The organism is Pseudazoarcus sp. NS20, from assembly GCF_059703745.1.
This window is the reverse complement of record NZ_BAAKIY010000001.1, coordinates 1,144,712-1,158,625: the sequence shown is the minus strand read 5'-3', so window position 1 is coordinate 1,158,625 and position 13,914 is coordinate 1,144,712. Positions and strand designations below refer to the sequence as shown.

10 protein-coding genes are annotated in these 13,914 nt (G+C 65.6%); 5 read left to right on the top strand and 5 right to left on the bottom strand.

What is annotated here, in order from left to right; all coding sequences use genetic code 11:
• Positions 1 to 2 precede the first annotated feature (2 nt).
• The 5 genes from AC6H0W_RS05240 to argS form a co-directional block, all read right to left on the bottom strand.
• Positions 3 to 4,769 carry an NAD-glutamate dehydrogenase gene (locus AC6H0W_RS05240; protein ID WP_497576078.1) on the bottom strand — a complete coding sequence of 1,589 codons (4,767 nt, stop codon included), beginning with the start codon at positions 4,767 to 4,769 and terminating at the stop codon, positions 3 to 5.
• A 37-nt stretch (positions 4,770 to 4,806) separates the two neighbouring features.
• Positions 4,807 to 5,217, bottom strand: coding sequence for a PilZ domain-containing protein (locus tag AC6H0W_RS05235; protein ID WP_497576077.1), 411 nt, complete (start codon positions 5,215 to 5,217; stop codon positions 4,807 to 4,809).
• 123 nt (positions 5,218 to 5,340) lie between these two features.
• Positions 5,341 to 5,967, bottom strand: a complete 627-nt coding sequence (locus tag AC6H0W_RS05230; protein WP_497576076.1) for a thiol:disulfide interchange protein DsbA/DsbL — start codon at positions 5,965 to 5,967, stop codon at positions 5,341 to 5,343.
• Between the two features lie 78 nt (positions 5,968 to 6,045).
• Entirely contained in the window at positions 6,046 to 6,624 is a 579-nt protein-coding gene (locus AC6H0W_RS05225) for an SPOR domain-containing protein (protein ID WP_497576075.1), read from the bottom strand.
• Positions 6,625 to 6,641: 17 nt separating this feature from the next.
• Positions 6,642 to 8,405 carry an arginine--tRNA ligase gene (gene argS / locus AC6H0W_RS05220; RefSeq protein WP_497576074.1) on the bottom strand — a complete coding sequence of 588 codons (1,764 nt, stop codon included), beginning with the start codon at positions 8,403 to 8,405 and terminating at the stop codon, positions 6,642 to 6,644.
• A 598-nt stretch (positions 8,406 to 9,003) separates the two neighbouring features.
• Between argS and AC6H0W_RS05215 the strand changes: the two genes are divergently transcribed.
• The 5 genes from AC6H0W_RS05215 to AC6H0W_RS05195 all read left to right on the top strand — a co-directional run bounded on the left by AC6H0W_RS05215 (position 9,004) and on the right by AC6H0W_RS05195 (position 13,906).
• Positions 9,004 to 9,840, top strand: a complete 837-nt coding sequence (locus AC6H0W_RS05215; RefSeq protein ID WP_497576073.1) for an ABC transporter ATP-binding protein — start codon at positions 9,004 to 9,006, stop codon at positions 9,838 to 9,840.
• Positions 9,837 to 10,667, top strand: coding sequence for an ABC transporter permease (locus AC6H0W_RS05210; RefSeq protein ID WP_497576072.1), 831 nt, complete (start codon positions 9,837 to 9,839; stop codon positions 10,665 to 10,667). Before AC6H0W_RS05215 ends, AC6H0W_RS05210 begins: the two co-directional genes overlap by 4 nt.
• A gap of 23 nt (positions 10,668 to 10,690) precedes the next feature.
• Positions 10,691 to 11,671, top strand: a complete 981-nt coding sequence (locus tag AC6H0W_RS05205; protein WP_497576071.1) for an ABC transporter substrate-binding protein — start codon at positions 10,691 to 10,693, stop codon at positions 11,669 to 11,671.
• 78 nt (positions 11,672 to 11,749) lie between these two features.
• Entirely contained in the window at positions 11,750 to 13,087 is a 1,338-nt protein-coding gene (locus AC6H0W_RS05200; protein WP_497576070.1) for an amidase, read from the top strand.
• A gap of 6 nt (positions 13,088 to 13,093) precedes the next feature.
• On the top strand, positions 13,094 to 13,906 hold the full coding sequence (locus AC6H0W_RS05195; protein ID WP_497576069.1) for a sulfite exporter TauE/SafE family protein: 813 nt from the start codon (positions 13,094 to 13,096) through the stop codon (positions 13,904 to 13,906).
• Positions 13,907 to 13,914: the final 8 nt, after the last annotated feature.

Below are 13,914 nucleotides of genomic sequence, written 5' to 3'. Positions count from 1 at the left end.
GCTCAGCCCAGGCCGCGCAATTCACGCAGCAGCACAGAGAGGCTGGCCACGTCGGGCGTGATGCCGCGCGCTTCGCTCACCAGCGCGCGGTAACGCGCCAGTCGCTCCCCACCCGCCTCGACAAAGGCGGCCACGCAGGTGTCGGCATCGTCGCCGTGCTCGAGCGCTTGCGCCACGAGGCGACGCGCCTCGGTGGCCAGATCCACCCGCAAGGCGCCCCGCGCCAAGGCCGACCAGCGTGCGTCGCTGGGCAAGGCATCGATCTGCGCTGCAATCCACGGCAACTCCAGCGCGGCGGCCAAGGCGAAATAGATACGCCCCACCGCGCATTCGTCACGCTGGCCACTCTGGGCGAGTTCGACGATGTCCAGCGCGGGACGCATCCAGCGCATGGCCGCCGCACGCTGCGCAAGCTCTGTCGGCACGCTGTCCGCGGCATGCTCCCCGGCAACAGCTTCGAGCGCCTCGTGATCGGCGGGCGCCAGCAACTCCGGCAAGGCAGCCGCCAGTGCGCTCACGCGCGGTCCGAAAGCCTCCACCGTGCTGCCGATGTCTTCCAACCACGCGGGGTTACGCAGCAACCACAGCGTTGCGCTGCGCGACAGCTTGAGTGCTTCGAGCAGCAGCGCATTCTGGCGCTCTGCCGACGCAAGGTTGTCGACTGCCTCGATCTGGCGCCAGTAGGGCACCAGCGCGAACACCTCGCGCACGATCAGCCAGGCTCGCACCACCTCGTGCGCAGCATGGCCGGTCTCGTCGCAGATGCGGTCAACGAAGCTTGCACCCACGCGGTTGATCATGGTGTTCACGACATGCGTGGCCACGATCTCGCGCCGCAGCGCATGCTGCCCGATGGTTTGGGCATAGCGCTCGCGCAGCGGCTGCGGGAAGTAGCGCCACAATGCACCGGCAACGAATGCGTCGTCCGGCACCTGCGAAGCCAGCACCTCGTCGTACAGCTCGATCTTCGAATAGGCCAGCAACACCGCCAGCTCGGGCGTCACCAACCCGCGGTCGTCGGCCTTGCGCACCGTGAGATCTTCATCGGAGGGCAGGAACTCCAGCTTTCGGTTGAGGCGACCTGACCCGGCAAGGCGCCGCAGCGTGCCGGCATGCTCGTTGAGCACATCCGCTGCGCCGCTGCGCATCAGTTCAAGCACCTGGCCTTGACCGTAGTTGTCGCGCAGCACCAGACCGGCCACTTCGTCGGTCATTTCTTCGAGCAGGACGTCGCGATCCTCACGGCTGAGCTCGCCCGAGCGCATCACGTCGCTGAGCAGGATCTTGATGTTCACCTCGTGATCGGAGCAATCCACGCCGCCGGAATTGTCTATTGCGTCGGTGAAGATGCGCCCGCCGCGCAGCGCGTACTCGATGCGCCCGCGCTGCGTGAAGCCGAGGTTGCCGCCCTCGCCCACCACCTGGCAGCGCAGTTCGCCGCCATTGACGCGCACGGCATCGTTGTTGCGATCGCCCACGTCGAGGTCGGTCTCATTCCCCGCCTTGACGTAGGTGCCGATGCCGCCGTTGTAGAGCAGATCGACGGGCGCACGCAGGATGGCCCGGATCAGGTCGGCCGGCGTCAGACGCTCGTCATTCACGTCGAGCACGGCGCGCACCTCGGGCGACAACTCAATCGATTTCGCGCTGCGCGGCCACACGCCACCGCCCTGGGAGATCAGTGATTTGTCGTAGTCGTCCCAACTCGAACGCGGCACATCGAACAGGCGCGAACGCTCGTCCCACGAGCGTGCCGCGTCCGGCTCCGGGTCGATGAAGATGTGGCGGTGGTCGAAGGCGGCCACCAGACGGATGTGCTTTGATAGCAGCATGCCGTTGCCGAACACGTCACCCGACATGTCGCCCACGCCGACCACGGTGAAATCCTCACGCTGGATGTCGCGCCCCATGCTGCGGAAATGACGCTTGACCGATTCCCACGCGCCACGCGCCGTGATGGCCATCTTCTTGTGGTCGTAACCCGCCGAACCGCCCGAAGCAAAGGCATCACCCAGCCAGAAGCCATACTCGGCGGCCACCGCATTGGCGTGGTCGGAGAAGCTCGCCGTGCCCTTGTCTGCCGCCACCACCAGGTAGGGATCGTCCTCGTCATGACGCACCACATCCGACGGCGGCACCACTGCACCGTCCACCAGGTTGTCCGTGAGATCAAGCAGGCCGGACAGGAACAGCCGATAGCACGCCAGCCCTTCGGCGGCATAGGCCTCGCGCCCACCTTCGGTCGGCGGGTTGCGCACCACGAAGCCGCCCTTGGAGCCGACCGGCACGATCACCGAGTTCTTCACGATCTGGGCCTTCACGAGCCCGAGCACCTCGGTGCGGAAATCTTCCATGCGGTCGGACCAGCGCAGCCCGCCGCGTGCGACCTTGCCGCCGCGCAGGTGCACGCCCTCGACGCGCGGCGACGACACGAAAATCTCGAACATCGGGCGTGGCTCGGGCAGGCCGGGCACGGCATGCGGATCGAGCTTGAACGACAGCACCGGCCGCGGCGGGCCGTCTTCGCGACGAGCAAACCAGTTGGTGCGCAGCGTGGCCCCGATCAGCGCCAGGAACTGACGAAGAATGCGGTCTTCGTCGAGGTTCTCGACCTTGTCGAGCGCCTCCACCACCTCGCCTTGCAATTGCTTGCAGGCCTGTTCACGACCGGCGTCAGCGGCTGGATCGAAGCGCCGCACGAATAATCCCACCAGCGTTTTGGCGATGCCTGGGTGCGCGGCCAACGCCTGTTCGATGTAGGTCTGGCTGAACGGAAAGGCGGCCTGCCGCATGTAGCGCGCATAGGCGCGCAGCACGGCCACCTCGCGCCATGACAAGCCGGCCAGCAGGCTCAGGCGATTGAATTCGTCGTTGTCGGCATCGCCCCGCCAGATGTGCCGGAAGGCTTCTTCGAAGACCGGCCGCAGGCTGTCCACGTTGCGCACGGCGTCGGCCGGCACATCCAGACCGAAATCGTGAATCCACGCCGGCTCGCCATCGGAGCGCGTCAGGCGCGTGGGCTGCTCGTCGGTCACCGTCACGCCCATGCGTTCGAGCATGCGCAGACTGCGTGACAGCGACAAGGGCGCGATCGCCCGGTACAGCTTGAAGCGCAGGCGCGTATCGCCATCTCCCGGCACGCGCAGCAACTGCAGGGCGAGGTCGTCCGGGCCTTCAAGGCCATCCAGGAAGTCGAGATCGACCAGCGCTTCGGCAACGTTCGAGCGCTCGCGATAGCCCGCCGGGAAGGCCTCGCCCCAGCGTTTGCACAGTGTCAGCGCGCGCGTGCTGCCGTGACGCAGGATCAGCGCTTCGCGCAAGGCGTCCTGCCAGCGGCGCGAAGCCTCGACGACACGCTGCTCGACCTCTGCCGGATCGTGCGGCGCAATGCTGCCCTCGGTACGCACGGTGAACTGGATACGCGCCAGCGGGGAATCGGACAACACCACGTCGAACTCGGCCGAGACGCCGCCGAAGGCCTCCATCAGCACCGCCTGCAGGCGCTTGCGCTGCGCCGTGTCGTAATTCTCGCGGGGCACATACACCAGGCATGAAACGAAGCGCCCGAAAGGATCGGGACGCAGAAACAGCCGCGTGCGCTGACGCTCGCCGAGTCGCAAGATGCCGATGGCGTGCTCGAGGAGTTTCTCCGGCTCGATCTGGAACAACTCGTCGCGCGGGTACTGCTCGAGAATCACCTTCAGAGCCTTGTCCGCATGACTGCCCGGTAGCAGGCCGGCGCGCTCGATGACATGCTCCACCTTGCGGCGCAGTACCGGAATGCTCGACGGATGGGCGCTGTACGCGGTGGAAGCGAACAAGCCCAGAATGCGCCGCTCGCCGCTGACATTGCCCTGCGCGTCGAAGGTGCGCACGGCAATGTGATCGAGATAGCCCGTGCGATGCACCGTGGAGCGCGAAGTGGATTTGGTGATGCCGAGCAGCGGCGCATCGGCGGCGCGCGCGCGCACTTCGTCCGACAGCGCGGCAAAGGCGGCAGAGGCCGACGGTCCGTTACGTTCGCGCAACACCCCAAGGCCGGAGCCGGGGACGATGTCGAGGCGCTCGCCCTCCCCGACCAGCGTGTAATCGCGGCAACCGAGAATCACGAAGTTGTTCGCCTGCAACCACTTCAGCAGCGCGCGCGCCTCTTCTGCCTCGTCCGAAGCGTCATCAATGCCGGCTTCGACCTCGGCTACGCGTGCGCGCATGGCCGGCCAGTCGCTCACCGCCGCGCGCACGTCGTCGAGTACCGCGCCAATGCCTTGCGCAAGCTCGGTGCACGCCACGGCGTCACCCAGGCGATCCAGCTCGATGTGCATGATCGATTCGAGCGGAGCGGCGGCGTCACCCAACCGCAGCAGATCGCCCTCCTCATCACGCTGCACGCGCAGCACCGGGTGAATGAACAGGTGCACGTTGAGGCCGCGGCGGCTCAGCTCCATGCCGACCGAATCGACCAGGAAGGGCATGTCGTCATTGACGATGCGCAGTACGGTATGGGGCGAAGACCAGCCATGGGAGTCGGCTGACGGCTCTTCGACGTGAATGGAAAGCTTGCCGGGCGGGCGTTGCTTGATCGCACGCCAAAGCGCGAGCGCTGCGCCGGCCAGATCGGCCGCGCTGCGGCCGCTTAGATCGTTGTCTGAAAAGCCGTCGAACCACGCGCGCAGCAAGCGCTCGGCGGATTCGTGCTCAGCTTCGGGAAGGGTCTTGAGGAACAGCTCGGCGGTCTGGTCCGCCGTGGGGATGTCACTGCGTCGGGTCATACGCGCTCCGGGTTTGGGCCGGCGCGGGGCTCACCGCTCAAATCAGCGAAGGGCCCGAAACGATGCGCTCGGCGTCCTTTTCAGTGATGGGGATGGTGGCGTTGGCGATCACGTGGGCAATCAACCAGTCTCGCAGTCGCTCCTTGCCGTCGCCAGCGAAGGATTCGAACACGCAACCGGACTGCACACCGTCTGCGCCCTTGAAACAGTTGGCTACTCGCACCGTACCACGTATTTGATCGGGCACTCCCGCACGGTGCAGCACGACGTTGAAGCAGCGTCCCACTTCGAAGGCCCCGGGCATGCCGAAGCCCTCCAGCGACAGATCGGTAAGCGCCTCACGCTGCTCGTCGAAGACGGCCCAGAAACACTCACTACCGCGACGCAAGGCGACGAAACGTTGCCTGCCGCGTCGCTCGCCTGCGCTTTCGGTGCCGCCTTCAGCCATGTTCACTCCTGTTGGTTGCAGGCGGGTGGCCGCAGCCCGGATGATGAGAAAGGGCGCCGGATCTTCAGCGCTCCTGTGTCAGGAATGTAGCAAAACGACGTGCCTGCGGTGCAAGCAGACGTATCACGCACCCTTGCGGATTCGCTCCACGAGCTGGTCCACCACCTTGAGGGTGTTGGCATGACTGCCGCTGAGCGAGGCAGAGGTGAGGTAACGGCCACCGACAGCAACGGTGGGCACGCCTTGTACGCGATAGGTGCGAGCGAGCTGGTCGGCACGCTGGACTTGCCCCTGTACGGCGAACGAGCTGTAGATATCCATGAACTCGTCGGCCTTGACCCCGGTGCTGCCGATCCACGCACGCACTTCAGCCTCGGTGAACAGCGGCTTCTTCTCGTCCTGGATAGCAACGAAGACGGCCGGCTCGACCTTTTCGAGCACACCCATGCCCTCGGCGGCGTAGTACAGCCGTGCCAAAGCGCGCAGTTGCTCACGCCCCCAGATGGCCGGCACGGCGCTGAAACGGACGTCGTCCGGCAACGACTTCTTCCATTCCTGAATCAAGGGATAGAAATTGCGGCAATGCGGGCAGCCGTAGTGAAAGAACTCCAGCACTTCGATCTTGCCGCTGGAATCCTGCGGCACCGGCGTGGCCAGTACTTCGAACGGGTCGGCCGCCAGCAGCAGCGACGGCGTGACGGACAGGGCGGCAAAAGCGGCGGTGCTCTTGAGCATGAGACGGCGATTCATGGCGATCAACTTCCTCAGCGGGTCAGGGACTGGGGTTCAGACGCAGGTGCTCTGAACGGGTTCCACCTGTGATGAAAATTACGGCGTGGCCTGCACCACGTTGCCGGACACACCGGCTGCGGCAAGGCGCGAGCGCACCGAAGTCATGTCTTCCGGCCGGGCGAACGGCCCGACCCGCACGCGGTGCACGATGCGGCCATCGTCGAGCTGCGCGCGCTGGGCCACGGCCTCGATACCGTTGAGCGCAAGCCGGGCCTTCATGTTGTCGGCTTCGGCCGGGTCATTGAAGGCGCCCACCTGCAGATACAGGCGCTCCGCCTTGGGCGGAGCTTCACCGGTGGGAGTGGTCGGCGGCGTGGGCGCGGCGATGCCGGCATCGCCGCGCGGCAGCACGGTGTAGAAATCGAAATCGCGTACCTGGACAGGGCGGTCACCCGGCTTTCCCGGCAGCGACAGAGGCTCGGTGCTGATCGGTGCAATCACCTGCGCCGGTGTCTGGAACGGAGAAGTGCGCGTCAGGTACCACGCCGAACCGGCCGCCAGTACCGCCCCCAGCGCCAGACCGACCAGCAGGCCGGCAATTACGCCGCTGCTTTTGCCGGACGTTTTGGCGACGAGCCGTCGCGGTGCGCGGCGGGGCTTGGTTTCACGAGGCATGGGGCCCTCCCGTGGGTTTACATCGATTCCGGCGCAGTCACGCCGAGCAGGTTCAAACCGTTGGCGAGGACGCGGCGTACCGCACTCGCCAAGGCCAGACGTGCGAGTTTGACGGCTTCGTCATCGACGAGCATGCGCTCGGCGTTGTACCAGCCGTGGAAATCACCCGCCAGATCCTTGAGGTAAAAAGCGATCTGGTGCGGTGCATAGTCGTTTGCGGCGTTCTGCACGAGCTCGGCGAAAGCCCCCAAGCGCGCGCACAAGGCAAGTTCGCGCTCACCCGACAAGGCCGCCAGATCAGCGTCGAGCAGCGCCGATTCGGTGCCGTCCCACTGGGCCAGCACCGAGCACACGCGCGCGTGAGCGTACTGGATGTAATACACCGGGTTTTCGTTGCTCTGACTCTTGGCGAGGTCGAGGTCGAAATCCAGATGCTGATCGCTCTTGCGCAGCACATAGAAGAAACGGCAGGCGTCGTTGCCGACTTCGCGGCGCAGCTCGCGCAGGGTCACGAAGTCGCCCGAACGGGTAGACATCGAAGCCTTCTGGCCGTTTCGATACAGCACGGCAAACTGCACCAGTGCCACGTCGAGTTTTTCGGGCGGCAGATCGAGCGCTTTGATGGCACCGGTCACGCGCGCGATGTAGCCGTGGTGGTCGGCACCCCAGATGTCGATGACCCGGTCGAAACCGCGTTCGTACTTGTTCAGGTGGTAGGCAATGTCCGAGGCGAAGTAGGTGTATTGCCCGTTGTCGCGCTGCACGACACGGTCTTTCTCGTCGCCGAAATCGGTCGAGCGGAACCACTTGGCGCCGTTCTGCACGTAAATGTGACCGCGCTGCTCGAGCTCGCCGACAGCACGCGCCACCAAGCCGGTGTCGAACAGGCTCTTCTCCGAGAACCACTGCTCGAAAACCACACCGAACTCGCCCAGATCCTGGCGGCAGTCGCTGAGCTGTTCGTTCAGCGCGAAGCCATGCACGGCGGCGTAGTCTTCACCCAGCAGACGCTTGGCGTTGGCGATCAGCGCGTCCAGATGCTGCTCGCGTTGGCGGCCGGCCTCGTCGTCCTTGCGGGCGGCGTCCGGCAGGCCGGGCGTGCCGGCGAGCACGTCGTCAGCAGTGACCTTGGCGAAGCGATCCTGGTGCGCGTCGCGCAGTTCGCGCGCCATCGCCACCACGTAATCGCCCTGATAGCCGTTCGGCGGAAAGGGCACCTCGATATCGAACAGCGCGAGATAACGCAGCCAGGTCGAAGTACCAAGAATGTCCATCTGACGGCCAGCGTCGTTGATGTAGTACTCGCGGGTGACGTCGTAGCCGGCGAAATCGAGCACCGACGACAGTGACGCGCCATACGCCGCACCGCGCCCGTGGCCCACATGCAACGGCCCGGTCGGGTTGGCCGACACGAACTCCACCTGCACTTTCTGGTTCTTGCGCTCGCCGCGACCGAAGGCCTCGCCGCGCGTGAGCACTTCGCGCACCACCGAGGTCTTAGCGTCCGACGCCAGCGTGAAGTTGATGAAGCCGGCCCCGGCGATCTCGACCTTCGAAACCAGATCCGACGACGGCAGCTCCTTCACCAAAAGCGTCGCCAACTCACGCGGGTTGCGGCGCAGAGGCTTGGCCAGCTGCAAGGCCAGATTGGTGGCGAAATCGCCATGCCCGGCCTGCTTGGGGCGCTCGAGGTGTACGGGCGTATCAACCTGATCGGGCGCAACGCTCGCCAATGCGGCGCGCAGCAGTTCGGCGAGATGAATCCTGGGTTCGGCGCTCATGGCACTCTGATGCATGGAAAAGGCCGCAATTATAGCGGATCGGGGCACCCAACCCGGAGCTCGCGTGCAATTTGCAACCATTTCGATGGGGCCTCACCTCGGCGCCAAAGCCTCCCGGAGAACGCGCACGCGTCGCGGCAAACATGCGCGGGCCCACCCACCCGCTCGACCCGGCGTCGCCCCATTCTCTCCGGCAAAACCGCGTCGAACGCGCCCTTCCCGCCCAAGTGAAGGCCGCCCACGACACGGCACCAACCCGCCGCATCAAGCGCACTTGTTTGCCGACAAACTTGCACACAAGATGGGCGTGGCGCCAGAAAGTAGACCCAAAGACGGGCGTGGCTGCGAACTGGGCAGCCGCGGCACACGCACTCAGAAATTGACCGGCGGCGCCACGATCTTTCGCATTCGCCTTCACACCCTCCAAGACAACACGCAGCAATTACAAGCCGTCCAGCACTCATGCCATGACGGGCAGATTCCTGCGACATGAATGCCATATGGGTGACCGCGATAAGTACAATCGATCGCAACCCACCGCTGCGCTTATTGGCATCAATCCTGCTGTAAGGGCTTACCGAACCAGCGGGAGCTCAACATGCAAGCAGCGGTAGCAACACACGCCGGCGACACCGTCACAAGCGGTGGCGACACGGCCATTTCACTGAAGCGCCTCAAAAAGACCTTCGAGGATGACGAGGGCAACATCGTCGAAGTCATCCGCGACATCACGCTCGACATCAAGGAGCGGGAGTTCATCAGCATCGTGGGGCCGAGCGGCTGCGGCAAGACGACGATGTTCAACATCATCGCCAAGCTGCTCGAGCCGACCTCGGGCGACATCGTGTTGCGCAAGGGCCGGCCGAAGAGCAAGCGCGGCTCGCAGATCGGCTACATGCTGCAGCGCGACCTGCTGTTTCCGTGGCGCACGATTCTGGAGAACGTGACGTTGGGCCTTGAGTTGGCCGGCATCGGCAAGGCCGAGCGCCATGCCAAAGGGCTGGACTACCTGTCGCGCTACGGCCTGGGCGACTTCGCCAATGCGTATCCGCATTCGCTGTCGGGAGGCATGCGCCAGCGCGCGGCGCTGATCCGCACGCTGATCACCGACCCCGACATCATCCTGCTCGACGAGCCCTTCTCGGCGCTCGACTACCAGACCCGGCTGGTGCTGGAGGACGAGATCGTTTCGATCCTGCGCGAGTTCGGCAAGACGGTGGTGCTGATCACCCACGACATCGGCGAGGCCATTGCCATGTCCGACCGCATCGCGGTGATGACGCAGCGCCCGACCACCGTCAAGAACCTCTACGACGTCGGGCTTTCACGCGAGCACGGCTCGTGCATCAAGGCGCGCAGCGACAGCCGCTATCAGGCCCTGTTCGACACCATCTGGGCCGACCTCGACATTCAGCTCGGAGCCAAGCACCCATGAGCACAGCTTCCACCCTCACCGACGCCGCCACCAAGCGCAAGACCGTTTCGGAGCGCAAACGCAAGGCCCGCCAGGTCTTCCTGCAGGACAACCTCGCCCGCCTGTTGATCATCGCCGTGGTGCTGTTCCTGTGGCAGGTCGGCGTCAATCACAAGATCATCGATCCGTTCCTGATGGGCTCGCCGCTGGGCATCGGCGCTGAAGCCTGGCGCATGATCGGCACCGGGCAGCTCTTCACTGACACCGTCGCCACGGTGCAGGCCACGGTGGCCGGCTTTCTCGGCGGCAGCATTCTGGGCTCGCTGTGCGGGCTGCTGCTGTGGTACGCCAAACGCCTGGCGCGCATCCTCGACCCGTTCTTCATCGCGCTCAACGGCCTGCCCAAGATCGCGCTGGCGCCGATGATCATCATCTGGTTCGGCTCGGGCATGTTCTCGAAGATCGCACTGGCCTTCATCGCGACCTTCGTGGTGGCCGTGCTGACCGCTTACCAGGGCTCGCACCAGATCGATCAAAGCTTGGTGAACATGATGCGTTCGCTGGGCGCGACCAAGCGGCAGATCTTCGCCAAGCTGGTCATTCCCGCCACCATGCCGTGGATCATCTCGGCATTCCGTCTGAATATCGGCTTCGCCCTCATCGCCGAAGTCGGCGGCGAATTCATCGCCTCCGACCGGGGCCTCGGTCGCCTGATCTTCGTCAATGGCAACCTCTTCAACCTCAATGCCGTATGGGTAGGCGTATTCGCCCTGATGGCCGTCGCAGCAACCCTGTACTTCCTCATCACCCAGATCGAAAAGCGCCTTTTCGCCTGGTCCAAACACTGATTTTTTCCCAAGGAGTAAGTGTCATGAAGCAACTCTCGAAACTGCTGAGCGCCGCACTTGTTTCCATCCCGCTGCTGGCTGGCGGACAGAACGCCCACGCCAAGGACACGGTGCTGATCGCCGAGGCCTTCCATTCGCTGCTGTACCTGCCGGTGTATGTGGCGCGCCACGAGGGGCTCTTCGCCAAGCACGACATCGACGTGCCGGTGGTGCGCTCGGCCGGATCCGGCCCGGTGGCGCTGGCCTCGGTGCTGTCGGGCGAAGCGCAGTTCTCGGTGCATGGGCCGGAGCATGTCGGCTTTGCCCGCGAGCGCGGCGGCCAGGCACGCGCCATCAGCGCGGTGGCCAACAGCGCGCCGGTGTGGGTGCTGGCCAAGCAGGACGTGAAGTTCGAGGGCCCGGCCGACTTCAAGGGCAAGCGCGTCGCCGTGGGCCTCGCCCCCGGCACGTCGAACACTCTGCTCAAGCGCATCCTGCAGGACAACAAGCTTGAATGGGGCAAGGACGTGCGCGTGACCGAGGTGCAGAACATGCTCGAACTCGGCCCCGTACTGGCCGGCAGCGCCGACATCGCGGTGGCCTACCAGCCGCTGGTCGAACAAGGCCTGGCGCAGGGGCTGAAGCTGGTGCATGACTTCACCGAGGACTACCCGGAGTACGCCTTCTCCACCATCAACACGGCGCAGAAGACGATCGACACCAACCCGGATCTGGTGAAGCGCTTCGTCGCGGCCATCAACGACTCGCTCAAGCTGATCCACGCCAACCCGGAAGCCGCCAAAGCCGTTGCCCGCAAAGAGTTCGACAGCCTCGACGCCGCCACGGTGAATGCCGCCGTGCAGCGCATGATCGACCGCAACGTCTATCCGCCGAGCGTGATGATCACCGAGAAGGCCTTCGAGAACGCCATCGGCATGCAGCAGCTCGTGGGCAACATCAAGGGCGAGATGCACTACGCCGACCTGGTCGACCCGAGCTTCGCCAAGAGCGCCATGGGCCAGTAAGCCCGCGCGGCGCACGGGCCCGCCCCGTGCGCCGCACTTGATCGACACATGCCCGTTTCACTCTGGAGTCACAGCACGATGCTTCCCCGCACCATCAGCGCCTTGCGCACGCTCTACACCCGCCGCGAAATCAGCCCGTCCGAAGCGCTCGCGGAATCGCTGGCCGTCATCGAACGCAAGGAGCCGGTCGTCAAGGCCTGGACGCAGTTGCACGCCGACGAGGCGCGCGAGCACGCCCGCAAGCTCGACCACACCATCACCCGCTTGGCCGAACTGCCGCCGCTGTTCGGCGTGCCCTACGGCGCCAAGGACATCTTCCACGCCGCCGGCTGGCCCACCGAGGCCGGCTCGAAAGTGATCGCAGGGGAAGTCTCACAGGAAGACGCCACCGTGGTACGTCTGCTGCGTGAGCAACAGGCCATTCTGCTGGGCAAGACCACCACCACCGAATTCGCCAACTGGGGCGGCCCGCCGCCCACCACCAACGCCTGGAACCCGGAACACACGCCGGCCGGCTCGAGCAGCGGCTCGGCCGCTGCGGTGGCCAGCGGCATGGTGCCCTTCGCGCTGGGCACGCAGACGTCCGGCTCGCTCAGCCGGCCGGCCGCCTTCAACGGCGTGACCGTGCTCAAGCCCACCTATGGCCGCATCAGCAAGCACGGCGTGATCCCCGCCAGCATTGCGCTCGACCACATCGGCGCCTTCACCCGCGACATTGCCGACACCGTGCTGTTCTTCAATGCGGTGGCCGGCCCCGACCCGCTCGACCCGGCCACGCTGCCGACGCCGCCGGTACCGCTGCAGCTTCGCGCCAGCGGCCCGAAAACCATCGGCGTGCTCGACACCCGACATTTCCGCAATGCCGACACCGCAGTACTGGCGCACTACGAAGCCGCGCTGAAGACCTTCGTCGAGATGGGCTACGAGGTGATCGAGATCGCCACGCCGCCCGGCTTCGAAGAGAGCATCGCCGCGCACGCCGTGGTGATGCAGGCGGAAGTGGCGCACTACCACAGCCAGTATTTCGGCGAGCGCGCCGCACTCTACAGCGACTACCTGCGCGAATACATCCGCGAGGGGCTTGCCATTCCGGCCGAGCGCTACATCGAAGCGCAAGCCGTACGCCTGCGCTACCGCCGCGCCTTTGCCGGCGCCTTCGACAAGGCCGACATTCTCGCCACGCCTGCGGCTCCCACCACGGCGCCGCACGGCCTGCACGCCACCGGCTCGCCTGCGTTCAACCAGCCCTTCAGCAATCTTGGCGTGCCGACACTGGCAATGCCCAATGGCTTCGCCGACAACGGCCTGCCCACCGGGCTGCAACTGATCGCGCCGATGTGCGAAGAGCAACGGCTGATCGACGCCGGCTACCACTTCCAGTCGGCCACCGACTGGCATCTGCGCGTGCCGGAGTAAGCCACGATGCTGCCCACCCTGCCGTTGATCTGGCTCGGCTACGCCGGCATCGGAGCCTTGTCGGGGCTGCTGGCCGGCACCTTCGGCATCGGTGGCGGCATCGTCATCATCCCGGCGCTGCTGATCATCTTCAGCTTGCAGAACGTGTCGCCTGAAGTGGCCATGCACTTGGCGGTGGGCACCTCGCTGGCGTCCATCGTGGTGTCGGGCGCCGCCGCGGCACGCACCCATCACCGCAATGGCAACGTGTTGCTGTACCGGCTGCGGCAGTTGCTGCCTGGCCTGCTGGGCGGGGCCATCGTCGGGGTGCTCGTCGCCAGCGCCTTGAGCGGCAGCGCGCTGCGCGCGGCCTTCGGCAGCTTTCTGGTGCTGCTGTCGCTGCACAGCCTGTCGGGCTGGCCGCGCCTGGCGCGCGGCGCACCACCGTCGCCGGCCGGCGCAGTGGCCGCCGGCGGGGTGATCGGCACGGCCTCGGCGCTGTTCGGCATCGGCTGCGGCACGCTGACCATCCCATGGCTGACGCGCTGCGGCGAGGCGCTGAAGCCGGCCATCGGCACGGCCGCCGCCTGCGGCGCTCCGACGGCGTTGATCGGCACGGCAACCTTCATTGCCGTCGGCTGGGGCAACCCCGCCCTGCCGCCGGGCGCCACCGGCTACGTGATGTGGCCGGCGCTGCTGGGGATCATCCTCGCAAGCATTCCCTTCGCCCAACTGGGTGCGCACGTGACACGCATCGCGCCCACCCGCGTGCTCAACCGGCTGTTCGCGCTGATCATGCTGTGCGTAGGCCTGCGCATGCTGCTGGCGCCCTTTCTGTAATCCGCCAC